Genomic DNA, 17,632 nt, shown 5'->3' on the forward strand with positions numbered 1-17,632 from the left:
TGTCGGCGATGGAAGCAACCATTCAAGATTTTGCTGGATGTTTATACAGTTAAATTGCTGCTGGCCGCGGATGTGGTTCCACGCCTAGACTTTGTCGATCTTCAGTACAGGAACAGCCCGTGACCTCCATTTTCTGGTACGACTATGAAACCACCGGCATCAATCCGCGCAGTGATCGCCCTCTTCAGGTAGCCGGAATTCGTACGGACCTCGAACTCAACGAGATCGGCTCTGCGCTCAATATTTATTGTCAGCCCGCCGACGATATCCTGCCTCATCCCGCCGCCTGTGCGATCACCGGTATCACCCCGGCGATCCTGGCGCAAAAGGGCTTGGCCGAGGCCGACTTCATGACCCGCGTGCACGCCGAGCTGGCGGCCCCGGGGACCTGCGGTGCCGGCTACAACACGTTGCGCTTCGATGATGAGATGACGCGCTACAGCTTGTATCGCAACTTTTTCGACCCTTACGCCCGCGAGTGGCAGGGCGGTAACAGCCGCTGGGACCTGATCGATGTGGTGCGCACCGCTTACGCTTTGCGCCCGGACGGTATCGAGTGGCCGCAGCAGGACGGGCGCGTGACGCTCAAGCTGGAACGCCTGACTGCAGCCAATGGAATCGATCATGGCCAGGCCCACGATGCGTTGTCCGATGTGCGCGCCACTATTGCTCTGGCACGGTTGGTCCGCGAGAAACAGCCCAAGCTCTATGATTGGCTCTTCCAATTGCGCAGCAAGCAACGGGTGATGGATCAGGTGCGCCTGTTGCAGCCGATGCTGCACATCTCCGGGCGGTTCTCCGCCGAGCGTCATTATTTGGGCGTGGTATTGCCTTTGGCCTGGCATCCGCGCAACCGCAATGCGTTGATCGTCTGCGACCTCGGGCTCGATCCGCAGGGGCTGCTGGACCTGGATGCAGAGACCTTGCGTCAACGCCTTTACACCCGCCGGGATGAGTTGCCCGAAGGTGAGCTGCCGGTGCCGCTCAAGCTGGTGCACATCAACCGCTGTCCAGTGGTCGCTCCGCTGAGCGTGCTGCGGGCCGAAGACCGTGAGCGCCTGCAACTGGACTTGGAGATCTGCCAGGCGCGGGCGCTGCGGCTATCTGACGCACAAGAAGTTTGGTGCGATAAGTTGGCGGCCATTTATGCGCAGGAAGAATTTTCTTCGACGACAGATCCGGAACAGCAGCTGTATGACGGTTTTATCGGTGATCGTGATCGGCGGTTATGTGAACAAGTCCGCCTGGCTGAGCCTGCTCAATTAGCGCGTCAGCAGTGGCCGTTCGATGATCAGCGTTTGCCTGAATTATTGTTCCGCTACCGTGCGCGTAACTTTCCCGACACCTTGAACAATCAGGAGCAACAGCGCTGGAAACTTTTCTGTCAGCAACGTTTGTCTGACCCACAATGGAGTGCGCCAATTACCCTAGAGGCATTTAAGCAGGCCAGCCAGGAGTTGGCTGTTAGTGCGACACCGTTTCAGCAGCAGGTGCTGGCACAGTGGCAGGAATATGCCGATTCTTTAGCGGCTCGTGTGAACCTGTAGTCGATTTTGCGCAATAACACGGGCAATAAAAAACGCCAGCAAGCTGGCGTTTTAATGTGCTGCGTAGCAGGGCACGGGCCCGGTGAGCTTAGCCCAGCAGGGTAGCCCAGCCTTCAACCACGTCACCGCCCCACTTGGCTTTCCACTCTTTCAGCGTTTTGTGGTTGCCACCTTTGGTTTCAATCACTTCGCCGTTGTGCGGGTTCTTGTATTGCTTGACCTTGCGCGCACGCTTGGTGCCGGTAGTTTTCACGGCGCCGCGAGGAGCTTTAACTTTCGAATCCGGATCCAGCAGCGCGATGATGTCACGCAGGGATTTGGAGTATTCGCCCATCAGGGTGCGCAGCTTGCTTTCGAATTCCATTTCACGTTTCAGGCTGCCATCTTTTTCCATTGCTGCCAATTGGGCTTGCAGCTCTTTGATGGCTTCTTCTTTAGCACGGTATTGGGTGATCAGAGACATATGGCTACCTTATGTAGAGCGCTGATTGACAGGGATAATGGCCCAATAATAGTCAGGCGGTTTGTCCAAGTAAACATTTAAGCATGCATTTATGTGAATTACTTTGAATGTTTGTAGTGATGCCCTGCAATCGACTTAATTACAAGGGCGCAATGCTACATATCAATCCCGCGAATTCTTGACGGCGCTCCAGATGTAGCCCTTGATTCATATAAGGGTGGTAAAACCATAGGGCATTAAGGGGCAAAGCCAGGCCGACCATCAGAATAAACGTTAACCAATACTGCAGTTTTTCTTCGCAATCGCTAGAATGGCGGCCTTTGCGAAGTTCTGGAGTTCCCCCCTAATGCGCACTTTTCGGCTGGTGATTGCTTGCCCGGACCGGGTCGGCATCGTTGCCAAAGTCAGTAACTTTCTGGCCTCCCATAACGGTTGGATCACCGAGGCGAGCCATCACTCGGATAACCTCAGCGGTTGGTTCTTCATGCGTCACGAAATCCGTGCCGACACGCTGCCCTTTGGTCTTGAAGCCTTCCGCGAGGCCTTTGCGCCGATCGCAGAAGAGTTTTCGATGACTTGGCAGATCACCGACACCGAGCAGAAGAAACGCGTGGTGCTGATGGCCAGCCGCGAATCCCACTGCCTGGCGGATCTGCTGCATCGCTGGCACAGCGACGAGCTGGACTGCGAGATCGCTTGTGTGATCTCCAACCATGACGACCTGCGCAGCATGGTCGAGTGGCATGGCATCCCTTATTACCATGTGCCGGTCAACCCGCAGGACAAGGAGCCGGCGTTCGCCGAAGTGTCGCGCCTGGTCAAGCATCATGACGCCGATGTCGTGGTACTGGCGCGTTACATGCAAATCCTGCCGCCGGAACTGTGCCGCGAATATGCCGGCAAAGTCATCAACATCCACCATAGCTTCCTGCCTTCGTTTGTCGGGGCCAAGCCTTACCATCAGGCGTCCCTGCGGGGGGTGAAGTTGATTGGCGCAACCTGCCACTACGTCACCGAAGAGTTGGACGCTGGTCCGATCATCGAGCAGGACGTGGTGCGCGTCAGCCATAGCGACAGCATTGAAGATATGGTGCGGTTTGGTCGCGATGTCGAGAAGATGGTTCTGGCCCGTGGCCTGCGCTACCACCTCGAAGACCGCGTATTGGTGCACGGCAACAAGACCGTTGTGTTCTGATTCAAGCGCGCGGATTGAATATCGAAGGGTCTGGGCGTTAAATCGTTCCAGGCCCTTTTTATTTATCCGCACGTCAGGACTGCACCATGACCGACCCACTCGATAAAGCCACCTCCAAAGCGCCTGCGACGTTGGGCGAGGGATGCTTGAGTCGCTACGATCCTGATGCGCTGGATGCCGAAGACGGTACAGAGTTTCCAGGGGCGGCTCAGTTGTGGGAACAGATGCAGGAGGCAGAGAAGCTGCCCGCTTCTGATCAGCAAGATTCTTGAACACTCGTCCCGTCGCCATGGCGGGGCATTACGGCTGGGTTGCGAGCCAGTCCACTTTGGTCAATGGCGTACGCCCCGTCTGCAGTAGGTGTTGCAAGGTATCGAGCCAATAGCGACGAGCACCTTCGTGACGCAGGTCGACCGGATGCACGCCTAGGCGAATGACCGGTGCCGACCGCCAGCGCCGTTGCCTTTGATCGCTGAGATGTTTGGACAGGCTTCGGCGCCAAGCGCTGCGGGCGCTCCACACCAAACCTGGGGCGCCGACGCGGGTAAAGTCGGGCAGCCGATAAAGCTGCTGCGGGTCGCTGGTATAGCTCAGCGGCAACTGGCGCAAGGCGTCCTTGGTACCCTGGCTCATCAGCCAGGCCGGAGCGACGAACCCATGCAGCGGCCAGTCATTGCTTCGGAAGACCTCGATGCCGTCGCTTAACCGCTGCAGAGCCTGGGCCTCTGACAACTGGTAAAACTCTCCCTCATGGGTATAAACGCGGCGCATGAACCAATCTTTGGGCGTACGCGGTGGCGGCTGGTCGTCGCTATGGAAATAGCCGTGCAAGGCCAATTCATCGCCCTTGGCCACGCGGCGGTCCAACAGGCGGCGAAATTCGGCGTGGTCGGCCAAGGTGCCGCGATGATGGAAATCCGGAACCACCAACCAAGTGATGGGGATGTCGCCCAGAGCGTCCACCGCCTCCACAAAGGGGCGATAGTCGGACCAGGTTTGCGGGGCCACATCGTGCAATACCAGCACTACCGAGCGCTTAACCATGGGCAAGCATCGGTTTGTGGCTATCGAGCACTGCGTAGTAATGGCCCAGCAGGCTCTCGACCACGGTGTCCCACGCATACTGCTGCTCCACATGGCGTCGAGCCTGTACGCCGAGACGCTGAGGATCGCGGCTGAACAACTCGCGCACCGCATCGGCCATCGCTCGTGGATTGTTGGGCGCGCAGAGCAAGCCGCAATGCTCGTCGACGATTTCAGTGAAGGCACCGGCGGCCACGGCGACCACTGGTATGGCGCAAGCCATGGCCTCAAGGATGACCAGGCCGAACGTTTCCTGATCGCCGCCATGCAGCAGGGCATCGGCACTGGCCATTAAACGCGCGACTTGCGATGCCGGCTGGAAGCCGTCGACCACGGTGACATTCTCCGGCACCTTAGCCGGCATGCCGGACCCTACCAGCAACAGGTGATACCGATCTCCCAAGCGCTTCATGCACTTAAGCAGCACCGGCAGGTTCTTCTCCTTGGAACCGCGCCCGGCGAAGATCAGCAGTCGCGTATCCTCAGCGATTCCCAACTCAGCGCGTAAGCCGGGGTCGCGTACCTGCGGGGTGAACGTCTGCAGGTCCACACCCAGCGGCTGTACAAAGACGTTTCTGACGCCCAACCCCATGAGCTTGTCGGCCATAACCTGACTAGGCGCCAGTACTCGGTCAAAACTCCCATAGAGTTTGCTGACATAGGCTTCAACATTTGGCGTGAACCACGGCCCCATACGGTTGCTTACCAGCAACGGCAAGTCGGAGTGATAAAAGCCGATAACCGGAACATCAAGCTGGCGCCTGGCATCCAGAGCGGCCCAGGCCGTGAGATAGGGATCGCCGACCTCGATCAGATCGGGCTGTAAATCGTGCAGGACATTTCGCCATGGCGTCAGCCGCAGCGGGAATCGATAACCTTTGCCGAAGGGCAGGGCAGGTGCGGGTACCTTGAACACCCCATCCTGTTCGCTCAAGTGGGCGCCAGGGATCAACAGGCTGTGGCGAATGCCCGGCTTGAGCGTCAGGCGCCGGTGCTTGGCGTCCAGGTAAGTGCGTACGCCGCCACTGGCCGGGGCGTAGAACATGGTGATGTCGGCGATATGCACGATGAACATCCCTCCTATCCAGGCTCTCCTAACGTGGACATTAGGCAAGAATAGATGTTCGGTCGGGATGTCGGGTGCGGCGTTTTGCCTTGCTGCCGCCCTGGGAGGCGGTATGAGCCGCTGCCCAGGGCGAGAGCTGTCAGATGCGGAAACTACCGACCAAATGCTTGAGCCGTGCGGCCTGTTGCTCCAAGTCGGCGCAGGCGCGCAAGGTCGATTGCAGGTTTTCCACGCCTTCCTGGTTGAGGGTGTTGATCTCGGTGATGTCCATATTGATCGACTCCACCACCGACGTCTGTTCCTCGGTAGCGGTGGCGACCGATTGGTTCATACCATCAATCTCGCCGATGCGCTGGGTCACGCTGTTGAGACGCTCGCCGGCCAGGTTGGCGATTTCCACGCTGTCATGGCTGTGGCGCTGGCTTTCGCTCATGGTGGTCACCGAATTCCGCGCGCCCACTTGCAACTCTTCGATCATGGTTTGCACCTGTTGCGCCGATTCCTGGGTGCGATGGGCCAGGTTGCGTACTTCATCGGCTACCACGGCGAACCCGCGCCCGGCCTCTCCGGCACGGGCGGCCTCAATCGCGGCGTTCAACGCCAGCAGGTTGGTTTGTTGAGAGATGCTGGTGATCACCTCAAGAATCTGACCAATATTCACGGTTTTGCTGTTAAGTGCTTCGATATTGCTGCTGGATGCGCTGATCATCGTAGAAAGGTCAGTCATGGCTTTGATGTTCCGTTCCACCACCTGCTGACCGTCTTCCGCCAACTGCCGCGCATCGCTGGCCTGGCTAGAGGCCTGCGCCGCATTGCGGGCGATTTCCTGGGCGGCTGCACCCAGCTGGTTGATGGCGGCCGCTACGCTATTGGTGCGGTTGGCCTGCTCGTCGGAGTTGACCATCGATGAGTTGGAGGCACTGACCACCCGTAGCGCCACTTCGTTGACATGTTCGGTGGCCGAGGACACTTCGCGAATCGATGTGTGAATCCGCTCCACGAAGCGGTTGAATGCATTACCCAGAGTGCCGAATTCATCGTGATTCTGGATGGTCAGACGTCGTGTCAGGTCACCCTCGCCGTCGGCGATATCCTGCATCGCGCGGGTCATCACATGCAGCGGTTGCAGCAGCACGCGGATCAGCATGCCAAGCAGAGCGATGATGATGGCCACCGCAATGAGGGTGGCGATCACCGCCGACGTGCGGAACTCGCTGAGCATGGCGAAGGATTTGTCTTTATCCACCGAGATACCCAAGTACCACTGCACTGACGGCAAGCCTTTGATCGGCGTGAAGGTCACGATGTTGTCTTTGCCGTTGGCTTGGACTTCGCTGAAGTCGCGGCTGATCTTGGGTGTATTTTTCGGATACAGATCGGCCAGGGTTTTCATCACCAGGGTTTTGTCCGGGTGCACCAGCACTTTGCCGTCGGCGCTGACCAGGAAGGCATAGCCCATGCCGCCGAAGTCCAGTGCGCCAATGGTATCCACCAGGGTTTGCAGGCTCAGGTCGCCGCCGACCACGCCGATGCTTTGGCTGCCCTTGCTGCTGGGGGTGGCGATGGAAATGATCAATTGCCCGGTCGCCGCGTCGATATAAGGCTCAGTCAGGGTTGAACCGTTGCTGCTTTGCGCGCCTTTGTACCAGGGGCGCACACGTGGGTCGAAGCCATCTGGCATTTTGGTGTCGGGGCGGATGGTGAACGCGCCCTGGCTGTCGCCCACGTAGGTGGCCATGAAGGAGGACGTCAGGGCTTTCTGTTCCAGCAGGCTGGCGACGACACCCGGTTCCGGGTTGATCGCGATGTTCTGGGCGGCGTTTTCGACCAGGGCAATGCGCCCGGTCAGCCAGGTTTGGATGTTGCTGGCGGTGACATCGCCCATTTCATGCAGGTAATTGTTCAGATCGTCGCGAATGGCGTTGCGCTGCAAGTAGTCGTTGTACAGCGTGAATAATGCAAAAGCGGCGATGACGATAAGGGAGGCCGCAAGCAGGATTTTGTGGCTGAAACGCAGATTTTTATTCATGGCTTGTAGGGTCCGCTAAGGTCTTTATATCCAAAGCGCGTCCTCATGGGATGCGCGAAATGACAGTAGGAAAAAAGGTGTGCTATTTGTTGTCGCAGTTCCGTGGTCCCTGTGGGAACTATCTGACCTATTTTTCGACTTTATGGGTCTCACTCTGTCTGTATCGACCTTGCCGCATTAAAGATTAACCATGGGTGACGAAATGCCTGACTCCACGCAACTTCTTATCGGCGCTGACCTGTCCGGCGATCCTATTGCCCAGGCCATGCGCCTGGCTAACCGCCACGGGTTGATTGCCGGCGCTACCGGCACGGGCAAGACCGTCACATTGCAGCGCTTGGCCGAAGCCTTCAGTGATGCGGGGGTTGCGGTATTTGCCGCAGACATTAAGGGCGACCTGTGTGGCCTGGGCGCGGCGGCAAACCCTCAGGGCAAGGTGGCCGAGCGTATCGCCGGCATGCCCTTCCTTAATTACACCGCTAAGGCTTATCCGGTAACGCTGTGGGACATCCACGGTCAGTCCGGTCATCCTTTGCGCACCACTATCAGCGAAATGGGCCCGTTATTGCTCGGCAGCCTGCTGGAACTCACCGACAGCCAGCAATCGGCGTTATACGCGGCGTTCAAAGTGGCGGATCGCGAAGGCTTGCTGCTGCTGGATCTGAAAGATCTGAAGGCGCTGCTCAACCACCTGCGCTATCACCCCGAGCTGTTGGGCGAAGACGCGGCGCTGCTGACCACCGGCTCTAGCCAGGCCCTGTTGAGGCGTCTGGCGGTGCTGGAACAGCAGGGTGCCGAAGCATTATTTGGCGAGCCGGCGTTGCAGCTTGAAGACATCCTGCAACCCAATGCCGATGGGCGCGGCCGCATCCATCTATTGGATGCCAGCCGCCTGGTGCATGAGGCGCCCAAGGTGTACGCGACATTCCTGCTGTGGCTGTTAGCCGAGTTATTCGAGCAACTGCCGGAGCGCGGCGATGCGGACAAGCCGCTGCTGGCGTTGTTCTTCGATGAAGCGCATTTGCTGTTCGCCGACACACCCAAGGCCTTGCAAGAGCGTTTGGAACAGGTGGTGCGGCTGATTCGCTCCAAAGGGGTAGGGGTGTACTTTGTCACACAATCCCCAGGCGACCTGCCCGACACCGTGCTCGCACAACTGGGCCTGCGGATTCAACATGGATTGCGGGCGTTCACCACCAAGGAGCAGAAGTCCCTGCGGGCGGTGGCGGAGGGCTTTCGACCCAACCCGGCGTTTGACGCTTTGTCGGTGTTGACCGAGTTAGGTACGGGTGAGGCATTAGTAGGCACCTTGCAGGAAAAAGGCACGCCGGAAGTCGTCCAGCGCGTCTTGGTGGCGCCGCCGCAATCGCGGATCGGCCCACTGAGCGAGGTAGAGCGCGCAGCGCTGGTCGCCGCGTCGCCCCTACAGGGTCGCTACGATAAACCGATTGATCGCGAGTCGGCCTATGAGGTGCTGATGGCGCGCAAAGAGCTGGGCCCGACCGAAGGCGCCGGCCAGGCCGCTGAAACGCCGAGTTTTACCGACAGGGCAGGGGCGTTTCTCGGCACGGCGGCAGGTAAGGCGCTCAAATCGGCTATGCAGCAGGCGGCCAATCAGATGGGGCGGCAGTTGGTGCGAGGGTTGCTCGGCTCGCTACTGGGGGGCAGCAAACGCAAATAGACGGTCAGGGTTTGGGCTTGGCGTGGGCAGCCAACCGCTCAAGGGCGCCGCGCAAACCCGGATCGCGGATCCCCTCGGCCGTGGCCTGAATGCTCTCGGCCGCGTTCACCGACAGGTCGTGCGAGTGCACGGCAGTACTTGGCTGGACAGTCGGCGGTTGTACTTTGAACTGGATGCGCGTCAGGTTGGCGAACTCATCGAACGCCATCAACTGACGCTGCAGGCGTTTTTGCTGATAGCGCAAGCGAGTGGCCCAATGGCCATCAGTCACGATCAGCAGCAGATTGCCTTCGCGCCAAGAGGCGACACGGCAGTGCTCGCGCGCAGCCGGTTGCAATTGGCTTTCCAGCAGACGTTGCAACAGGCCCAAGCGTTGGGCATGGCCGAAAATGGCTTTCAACGGTTTGGCTTCGCGAAGCAACACGCCGGGGGCGCGGGCGGCGACAGGGCGAAATGCCATGATTGGACACCTAAAGTAACAGAGCCGCCATCTTAGCAGAAAGCGCCGGCCGGCCCTCAGGCCCTGCGTCGACGACACTTAGCCAACGAAATCAGTCGGTAACTTCTGCGCCCGATGGGTTGAAGTTCGCGTAAAAGCCCTTATTTTAAACAAGCCCTCTCACCGCCCCATGCCTGCATCGGGGAACAACGCCACTTTCCTCACCCACGATTCCGGGTAGAATGCGCGTTCGCATGCGGCCGTGAGGGCTGCTCGGGCCACTGACGGTGCGCCCTCCATCCCTATGTGTGGAAGAACCTGCCGATATGTTTGCGCCTTTGTTAAAGAAACTTTTTGGAAGCAAGAATGAGCGCGAAGTCAAACGCATGCTCAAGACGGTGCAGCTGGTCAATGCCTTCGAAGAGCAGATGGTTGCCCTTTCGGACGAGCAATTGCGCGCCAAGACCCAAGAGTTCAAGGCCCGCATAGCCAAAGGTGAAACCCTCGACAAACTGCTGCCCGAAGCCTTTGCGGTTGCCCGTGAAGCCGGTAAGCGCGTCATGGGCATGCGCCACTTCGACGTCCAGTTGATCGGTGGCATGACCTTGCACGAAGGCATGATTGCCGAAATGCGTACCGGTGAAGGCAAGACCCTGGTAGCGACCCTTGGCGTTTACCTCAACGCACTGTCCGGCAAGGGCGTGCACGTTGTGACGGTGAACGACTACCTGGCTCGCCGGGACGCCAACTGGATGCGCCCGCTGTATGAATTCCTCGGCCTGACCGTCGGCGTTGTAACGCCGTTCCAGCCGCCGGAAGAAAAACGCGCCGCCTATGCCGCCGACATCACCTACGGCACCAACAACGAATTCGGTTTTGACTACCTGCGCGACAACATGGCGTTCAGCATGGAAGAAAAATTCCAGCGCGAACTCAATTTTGCCGTGATCGACGAAGTCGACTCCATCCTCATCGACGAAGCCCGTACGCCGCTGATCATCTCCGGCCAGGCCGAAGACAGCTCGCGCCTGTACACCGAAATCAACAAGCTGATTCCGCGTCTGACCCAGCACATCGAAGAAGTGGAAGGCGTGGTGACCAAAGAAGGTCACTTCACCATTGACGAAAAGACCCGCCAGGTCGAACTCAATGAAGCCGGTCACCAGTTCGTCGAGGACATGCTCACCCAGATCGGCCTGCTGGCCGAGGGCGAGAGCCTGTACTCGGCGCATAACCTGGGCCTGTTGACTCACGTCTACGCCGGTCTGCGTGCTCACAAGCTCTTCCACCGCAACGTCGAATACATCGTGCAGGACGGCCAGGTCGTACTGGTTGACGAACATACCGGCCGTACCATGCCGGGTCGCCGTTTGTCCGAAGGTTTGCACCAGGCCATCGAAGCCAAGGAAATGCTCAACATCCAGGCGGAAAGCCAGACGTTGGCGTCCACCACGTTCCAGAACTACTTCCGTCTGTACAACAAGCTGTCCGGCATGACCGGTACGGCCGACACCGAAGCGTTCGAATTCCACCAGATCTACGGTCTTTCGGTGGTGGTCATTCCACCGAACAAGCCATTGGCACGTAAAGACTTCAACGACCTGGTGTTCCTGACCGCCGAAGAGAAATACGCGGCGATCATCAACGACATCAAGGACGGCATGGCCAAGGGCCGTCCGATCCTGGTGGGTACCGCCACCATCGAGACTTCCGAGCATGTGTCCAACCTGCTCAATAAGGAAGGCATCGAACACAAGGTGCTCAACGCCAAGTTCCACGAAAAAGAAGCCGAAATCATCGCCCAGGCCGGTCGCCCAGGCGCACTGACCATCGCCACCAACATGGCCGGTCGTGGTACCGACATCCTGCTGGGCGGCAACTGGGAAGTGGAAGTGGCATCCCTGGACAACCCAACCCCTGAGCAGATCGCCCAGATCAAAGCCGATTGGCAGAAGCGCCATCAGGCGGTACTGGAGTCTGGCGGTCTGCAAGTGATCGCTTCCGAGCGTCATGAATCGCGCCGTATCGACAACCAGCTGCGTGGCCGTGCCGGTCGCCAGGGTGACGCCGGTTCGAGCCGTTTCTATCTGTCCCTCGAAGACAGCCTGATGCGCATTTTCGCTTCGGATCGGGTGAAAAACTTCATGAAGGCCCTGGGCATGCAGTCCGGTGAAGCCATTGAGCACCGCATGGTGACCAATGCCATCGAGAAGGCACAGCGCAAGGTTGAAGGGCGCAACTTCGACATCCGTAAGCAACTGCTGGAGTTCGACGACGTCAACAACGAACAACGTAAAGTGATCTATCACATGCGTAACACGTTGCTGGCCGCCGACAACATTGGCGAAACCATCGCCGATTTCCGCCAGGACGTGCTCAACGCCACCGTCAGCGCGCACATTCCACCACAATCGCTGCCTGAACAGTGGGATGTGGCCGGTCTGGAAGCTGCATTGAAGAGCGACTTCGGTGTGGATCTGCCGGTCCAGCAGTGGCTCGACGAAGACGACCACCTGTACGAAGAAACCCTGCGCGAAAAACTGATGGCCGAGTTGCTCGCCGCGTACAACGAGAAAGAAGAGCAGGCAAGTGCCGAAGCACTGCGTACCTTCGAGAAGCAAATCGTATTGCGCGTGCTGGACGACCTGTGGAAAGACCACCTGTCGACCATGGATCACCTGCGTCACGGCATCCACCTGCGTGGCTACGCCCAGAAAAACCCGAAGCAGGAGTACAAGCGCGAGTCGTTTACCCTGTTCTCCGAGCTGCTGGATTCGATCAAGCGCGATTCGATTCGCGTGCTCTCCCACGTCCAGGTACGCCGCGAAGACCCAGCCGAGGAAGAAGCACGCCTGCGCCAGGAAGCGGAAGCCTTGGCCGCGCGCATGCAATTCCAGCACGACGAAGCGCCAGGCCTCGATCAGCCGGAAGCGTTGGGTGAAGAGGTCGAAGTGGCCTTGGCGCCAACGCCGGTTCGCAATGAGCAGAAGCTGGGCCGCAACGAGCTGTGCTGGTGCGGTTCGGGCAAGAAGTTCAAACACTGCCACGGCGAAATCAACTAAGATTTTTGCCTGACGCTGCAGCACCCCGCGCCGCGACCGGCCTTTGCCGTCGCGGCGTTTTGCCATTAATTCCCACCGTCGATAGCGACGGCACAGACATCACCTTATTTTAGGAGCGCATTCATGGCTGTTGGTCTTGGTCCTTTGCCCACATTGCACCCGGTTGCCGGTTTTGAACTCGGCATCGCTTCGGCCGGTATCAAGCGCCCGGGCCGCAAGGATGTGGTGGTGATGCGCTGCGCCGAAGGCTCGACGGTGGCAGGTGTGTTTACTCTCAATGCGTTTTGCGCCGCGCCGGTGATCCTGGCCAAGCAACGCGTTGCCGGGCCGATCCGTTACCTGTTGACCAACACCGGCAACGCCAACGCGGGTACCGGTGAGCCTGGCCTGGTGGCCGCCGCGCGCACCTGCGCCAAGCTGGCCCAACTGACCGGCGTGGACGCCAGCCAGGTGCTGCCGTACTCCACGGGTGTGATCGGCGAGCCTCTGCCTGTGGAAAAAATCGAAGGTGCCCTGCAAGCGGCGCTGGATGACCTGTCTGTGGATAACTGGGCCGCGGCCGCCACTGGCATCATGACCACCGACACCCTGCCAAAAGGCGCGAGCCGTCAGTTCGTGCACGACGGTGTGACCGTAACCGTGACCGGTATCAGCAAGGGCGCGGGCATGATCCGACCGAACATGGCGACCATGCTGGGCTACATCGCCACCGACGCCAAGGTTTCGCGCAGCGTGCTGCAGAATCTGATGCTGGACGGTGCCAACAAGTCGTTCAACCGCATCACCATCGATGGCGACACTTCGACCAACGACTGCTGCATGCTGATCGCCACCGGTAAGGCTGATCTGCCGGAAATCATCGAGGCCAGCGGCGCTTATTTCGCCGCCCTCAAGCAAGCAGTGTTCGAAGTGTGCATGGACGTGGCCCAGGCCATCGTGCGTGACGGCGAGGGTGCTACCAAGTTCGTCACCGTGCAAGTCAACGGCGGCGGCAACCACCAGGAATGCCTGGATGTCGGCTACACCGTGGCCCATTCGCCGCTGATCAAAACCGCACTGTTCGCCTCGGACCCGAACTGGGGACGTATCCTGGCCGCTGTTGGCCGTGCCGGTGTGCCAGACCTGGACGTGAGCAAGATCGACGTATTCCTCGGCGACGTGTGCATCGCCAGCCGTGGTGCCCGTGCTGAAAGCTACACCGAAGCCCAGGGTTCGGCGGTGATGCAGCAGGAAGAAATCACCATCCGCATCGAGCTGGGTCGCGGCGATTGCAGCGAAACCATCTGGACCACCGACCTGTCCCACGAATACGTGAAAATCAACGCGGAATACCGCACCTGATAGCCGGAGGACACACACGGTGAAACGCGTGCATGTAGCAGCAGCGGTGATCCGCGGCGGCGACGGCAGAATCCTGCTGGCTCGACGTGCCGACACCCAACACCAGGGCGGCCTCTGGGAGTTTCCCGGAGGCAAGGTGGAGGCCGATGAATCGGTCGCCGCCGCGTTGTCCCGCGAGTTGCAGGAAGAGTTGGGTATCCAGGTCACCACGGCGCGTCCGCTGATCAACGTGCAACATGACTATCCGGACAAGCAGGTGTTACTGGATGTCTGGGAAGTCTCGGCCTTCACCGGCGAGCCCCATGGCGCCGAAGGGCAACCGTTGGAGTGGGTGGCCCCGCGGGATCTGCTCAACTATGAGTTCCCGGCGGCCAACGCGCCGATCGTTGCGGCCGCACGGTTGCCGGCTGAATACCTGATCACCCCCGGCGAGCTGGACGCAGCGCCCCTGTTGCGCGGTATCCAAAAAGCCATCGCCGGTGGGATCAAGCTGGTGCAACTGCGTGCGCCTAATGGCTACGACCCCAAATACCGTGACCTGGCGGTGGATGCGGTGGGGCTTTGCGCCGGCAAGGCGCAATTGATGCTCAAAGGGCCGTTCGAGTGGCTGGGGGATTTCCCTTCCGCCGGCTGGCACATGACCTCGGCCCAACTGCGCAAATATGCAAGCAAGGGCCGCCCTTTGCCGAAGGATCGCTGGTTGGCGGCTTCGTGCCACAACGCTGAAGAACTGGCGTTGGCTGAATTGATGGACGTGGATTTTGTCACCCTGTCGCCGGTTCAGCCGACCCAGACCCATCCCGATGCGCAGCCATTGGGTTGGGAGCAGGCGATGGAATTGATCCGTGGGTTCAACAAGCCGGTATTTTTGCTGGGTGGGGTCGGGCCTGCGGAGCGGGAGCGGGCTTGGGAAGCCGGTGCCCAGGGTGTGGCGGGTATCAGGGCGTTCTGGCCGCAGGCTTGAGGTTGCTCCGGCGGGCCTTATCGGGGGCAAGCCCCCTCCCACATTGGAATGTTTTTACAGATCAAAGGTGGGAGGGGGTTCGCCCCCGATAAGGCCCTCCCGGTCACCGAATCATGATCAATGGGGCTTCGCCGCAGCCTGCCACAAAACCTCCGCGACACCCTGGCGCTTGGCGATCACCCGCGCTGCCACAAACAGCAGATCCGACAAACGATTGATATACGCCAACCCCACGCCTTCCAGCGGCTCGATAGCATTCAGGTGCTGACACCGTCGCTCGGCACTGCGGGCCAGGCTTCGGCACATATGGGCCTGGGCAATCAGCGCGGAACCACCCGGCAAGATAAAGTTTTCCAGCGGCCCGACTTCCTCGTTCCAGCGATCGATCGCCGCTTCCAGGCGATCCACTTCCGCCGCATTCAGCGCTTTGTACACCGGCATCGCCAGCTCACCACCCAGGTCGAACAGCCGATGCTGGCACGGCGCGAGCACTTCGATCACATCATTGAGCGCCGGATGCTGCCCGCTCTGCTCTTCAAGGCCGGCCAGCAGTAATCCCAACTGGCTGTTCAGCGTATCGACTTCGCCAATGGCTTCGACACGTGGGTGGTCCTTGGGAACGCGGCGGCCGTCGCCCAGGCCGGTTTCACCTGTGTCGCCGGTGCGGGTATAGATTTTCGACAGGCGAAAGCCCATGGTCATTGCTCCAGTGGGGTCAGTTCGTGGGCCGGCAGTTGGCTGCCGGCCAAGGGGAGGCGCAGGGTAATACAGGTGCCTTGGCCAAGGGTGGACTGCACTTCCATCTGGCCTTTGTGGTTGTTGGTGATGATGAAGTACGACACCGACAGCCCCAGCCCGGTGCCCTGGCCGATTTCCTTGGTGGTGAAAAAGGGCTCGAACGTGCGTTTGCGCACGTTTTCGCTCATGCCGATGCCGTTGTCTTCCACCTGGATCTCGGCCCAGGGCGGATTCAGGCGGGTGCGCAGGATGATGCGGCCCGGCTCGCGGTCATCCTCACGCAGGTGAATGGCTTGAGCTGCGTTTTTCAGCAGGTTGAGCAGCACCTGTTCCAGTTCGTTGGCAGTACCGGGTACCGGGCCCAGTTGCGGATCGAACTGACGGATGATCGCCTGGCCCTTGAAGTCAAAGCCGATGGTCAAGTCGAAGTCATTGCCGGCAATTTCCACGGCCTGATCGATCAGCGCCGGCAAATCGCAAGGGGCCATCTGTCGATTGCTGCGGCGGCTGAAACTGAGCATATGGGTCACGATCTTCGCCGCCCGCGCGCCCGCTTGCTGGATGCCATCGAGCAACTGCGGCACTTCGCGGCTTTGCAGGTAACGGTTGACCATGGCCAGCTCGACGCCGACCTGTTCGGCGTGTTCCAGGTTCTTGGGCAAGTCCGCAGACAAGCGGCGCCGGATGTTCTGCACGTTATGCAGGATCGCACCCAGCGGGTTATTGATCTCGTGGGCCATACCGGCGGCAAGCCCGCCGACGGAGAGCATTTTTTCCGACTGCACCATCATTTCTTCAAGGGACAGGCGCTGGGTGATGTCATCGATACGGATCACGACGCCACGACCGGCACCGCCTGTCAGCGGGTAAAAGGTCAGAGCGTAATGTTTGGGCTCATCGTCCTTGACCCAGGTCACCCGTTCGATGCGCTCCACGGTGTGTTGCTCGACCGTGGCCTTGATCTGCGGCAGGAACGGTTTGAGCGGCTGAAAGGCCAGGTAGATCGGCTGGTTCAAGGCTTCATCCAGCCGCGTACCGGAAAGTGCGCTGGCTTCCTGGTTCCACTGGGTGACGTAGAGCTGTTCGTCCAGGGCAATCAGCGCCGAAGGCATCGAGTCGATGATGCTGTTGAGGTAATTCTGGAAGCCGGTGAGTTTTTTCTCGATCTTGCTGCGTACCTGGACTTCCAATTCCAGTTTGCGATTGGTATGACGCGTCTCTTCCGCCAGGCCTTGGGCTTGATCGTAGGCGGCCTGGGAATCGTCGCGGGCACGCTTGAGTTGTTGCTCGCGGGCTTCGATGCGCGAAAGCATGGTATTGAAGGCTTCGGCCAGGCTGCCGATCTCATCGTGATTGCCACGCCGGGCGCGCAGGGAATAGTTCTCTTCCCGGGTCACTTGGCGCGACAGTTCTTCCAGTTCGTGGATCGGTTTTGTGATCAGGCGTTTGATCTGACGCGCGATGACCAGCCACAGCAGCACACTGAAAATCAGGATGCCCAGGCTGGCGGTCAGCGTGCCGGTGTAAAACGCTACAGGCAGTTCGCTACTGGCGACCAGCAGCAGATGCCCGGATGGCTGCCCAGGGCGGGGCAGGGTGATCACTTGGTTAGTGCGAAACTCAGTCACGCGCCAGGCTTCGATATGCCTGTAATTGTCCGGCAGGTGCAGGCGATCACCGTGTTGCATCTGTGCCAGGCGGTTGCCTGCGCTGTCATATAAAGCGGCGGCGCGCAAAGGTGAGTAGCTGGTCAACTCATTGAGCAGGGCATTGGCCTTTTCTGGAGATTCGAGCGCTTCGGCGGCCAGCGCCGGGTTGGAGACCAGTCGCCCGATAGCCTGCAAGGCCTGGGGGGCCATGCTTTCCTGGGAGATCCAGTAGGCGGCGCTGATAAAGGTCAGGTTGGCCACCAGCAGGACGGTGGTCAGCAGCACCAGCAAGGCCGCCAGCAGTTTCTGCCCGACTGGTAGGTTTTCTAGACGCTGGCGCAGCGGCATCAGGTTTTTTCCAGGAGATAGACAGGC

14 protein-coding genes and 1 pseudogene are annotated in these 17,632 nt (G+C 59.6%); 7 read left to right on the forward strand and 8 right to left on the reverse strand.

Annotated features, from left to right (window positions below; genetic code table 11):
• Nucleotides 1-119 precede the first annotated feature (119 nt).
• Entirely contained in the window at nucleotides 120-1,547 is a 1,428-nt protein-coding gene (gene sbcB, locus K1567_RS22060) for an exodeoxyribonuclease I (RefSeq protein ID WP_169868226.1), read from the forward strand.
• Nucleotides 1,548-1,635: 88 nt separating this feature from the next.
• Here sbcB and mvaT read toward each other — a convergent pair whose 3' ends face one another.
• Complete coding sequence (mvaT, locus tag K1567_RS22065; RefSeq protein WP_034100216.1) at nucleotides 1,636-2,010, reverse strand: histone-like nucleoid-structuring protein MvaT; 375 nt, start codon at nucleotides 2,008-2,010, stop codon at nucleotides 1,636-1,638.
• A 346-nt stretch (nucleotides 2,011-2,356) separates the two neighbouring features.
• Here mvaT and purU point away from each other — a divergent pair, with 346 nt between their 5' ends.
• Both purU and K1567_RS22075 read left to right on the forward strand, forming a co-directional pair.
• Nucleotides 2,357-3,205, forward strand: coding sequence for a formyltetrahydrofolate deformylase (gene purU / locus K1567_RS22070; RefSeq protein ID WP_034100214.1), 849 nt, complete (start codon nucleotides 2,357-2,359; stop codon nucleotides 3,203-3,205).
• A gap of 86 nt (nucleotides 3,206-3,291) precedes the next feature.
• The gene (locus K1567_RS22075; protein ID WP_034100212.1) at nucleotides 3,292-3,477 is read left to right on the forward strand and encodes a hypothetical protein; all 186 of its coding nucleotides are present in this window, start codon (nucleotides 3,292-3,294) and stop codon (nucleotides 3,475-3,477) included.
• A gap of 28 nt (nucleotides 3,478-3,505) precedes the next feature.
• On the opposite strand, the gene K1567_RS22080 is transcribed toward K1567_RS22075, so the two are convergent.
• The 4 genes and pseudogenes from K1567_RS22080 to K1567_RS28075 all read right to left on the reverse strand — a co-directional run.
• A complete protein-coding gene (locus K1567_RS22080) occupies nucleotides 3,506-4,249 on the reverse strand; it encodes a DUF2334 domain-containing protein (RefSeq protein WP_169868228.1) in 744 nt (247 codons plus the stop codon).
• The gene (locus K1567_RS22085; protein WP_034114980.1) at nucleotides 4,242-5,363 is read right to left on the reverse strand and encodes a glycosyltransferase family 1 protein; all 1,122 of its coding nucleotides are present in this window, start codon (nucleotides 5,361-5,363) and stop codon (nucleotides 4,242-4,244) included. The genes K1567_RS22080 and K1567_RS22085 overlap by 8 nt, the downstream gene beginning before the upstream one ends.
• 130 nt (nucleotides 5,364-5,493) lie before the next feature.
• Nucleotides 5,494-6,258, reverse strand: a complete 765-nt coding sequence (locus K1567_RS28070) for a methyl-accepting chemotaxis protein (protein WP_371263989.1) — start codon at nucleotides 6,256-6,258, stop codon at nucleotides 5,494-5,496.
• 93 nt (nucleotides 6,259-6,351) lie between these two features.
• Nucleotides 6,352-7,383 (reverse strand): annotated as a pseudogene (locus K1567_RS28075) (cache domain-containing protein); the annotation flags it as partial.
• A gap of 202 nt (nucleotides 7,384-7,585) precedes the next feature.
• On the opposite strand from K1567_RS28075, the gene K1567_RS22095 reads away from it, so the two are divergent.
• Nucleotides 7,586-9,064: a helicase HerA-like domain-containing protein gene (locus K1567_RS22095; protein WP_047882010.1), complete on the forward strand. Its 1,479-nt coding sequence runs from the start codon at nucleotides 7,586-7,588 to the stop codon at nucleotides 9,062-9,064.
• Nucleotides 9,065-9,068: 4 nt separating this feature from the next.
• Here the strand turns inward: K1567_RS22095 and K1567_RS22100 are convergent, their stop codons facing one another.
• Nucleotides 9,069-9,524: a DUF721 domain-containing protein gene (locus K1567_RS22100; protein WP_034100204.1), complete on the reverse strand. Its 456-nt coding sequence runs from the start codon at nucleotides 9,522-9,524 to the stop codon at nucleotides 9,069-9,071.
• A gap of 305 nt (nucleotides 9,525-9,829) precedes the next feature.
• Between K1567_RS22100 and secA the strand changes: the two genes are divergently transcribed.
• The 3 genes from secA (at nucleotide 9,830) to K1567_RS22115 (ending at nucleotide 14,870) form a co-directional block, all read left to right on the forward strand.
• Nucleotides 9,830-12,565, forward strand: coding sequence for a preprotein translocase subunit SecA (gene secA / locus K1567_RS22105; protein ID WP_034100202.1), 2,736 nt, complete (start codon nucleotides 9,830-9,832; stop codon nucleotides 12,563-12,565).
• Between the two features lie 123 nt (nucleotides 12,566-12,688).
• Nucleotides 12,689-13,906, forward strand: a complete 1,218-nt coding sequence (gene argJ, locus K1567_RS22110) for a bifunctional glutamate N-acetyltransferase/amino-acid acetyltransferase ArgJ (protein ID WP_220698856.1) — start codon at nucleotides 12,689-12,691, stop codon at nucleotides 13,904-13,906.
• A 19-nt stretch (nucleotides 13,907-13,925) separates the two neighbouring features.
• The gene (locus tag K1567_RS22115) at nucleotides 13,926-14,870 is read left to right on the forward strand and encodes a Nudix family hydrolase (protein WP_220698857.1); all 945 of its coding nucleotides are present in this window, start codon (nucleotides 13,926-13,928) and stop codon (nucleotides 14,868-14,870) included.
• A 117-nt stretch (nucleotides 14,871-14,987) separates the two neighbouring features.
• On the opposite strand, the gene K1567_RS22120 is transcribed toward K1567_RS22115, so the two are convergent.
• Together K1567_RS22120 and K1567_RS22125 are read right to left on the reverse strand one after the other, a co-directional pair.
• Nucleotides 14,988-15,566, reverse strand: coding sequence for a cob(I)yrinic acid a,c-diamide adenosyltransferase (locus tag K1567_RS22120; RefSeq protein ID WP_034100196.1), 579 nt, complete (start codon nucleotides 15,564-15,566; stop codon nucleotides 14,988-14,990).
• Nucleotides 15,567-15,568: 2 nt separating this feature from the next.
• Nucleotides 15,569-17,605 carry a PAS domain-containing sensor histidine kinase gene (locus K1567_RS22125; RefSeq protein WP_034114978.1) on the reverse strand — a complete coding sequence of 679 codons (2,037 nt, stop codon included), beginning with the start codon at nucleotides 17,603-17,605 and terminating at the stop codon, nucleotides 15,569-15,571.
• Nucleotides 17,606-17,632 lie beyond the last annotated feature (27 nt).

The organism is Pseudomonas sp. S5F11, from assembly GCF_019641515.1.
In the GTDB taxonomy this organism is placed as follows: domain Bacteria; phylum Pseudomonadota; class Gammaproteobacteria; order Pseudomonadales; family Pseudomonadaceae; genus Aquipseudomonas; species Aquipseudomonas rhodesiae.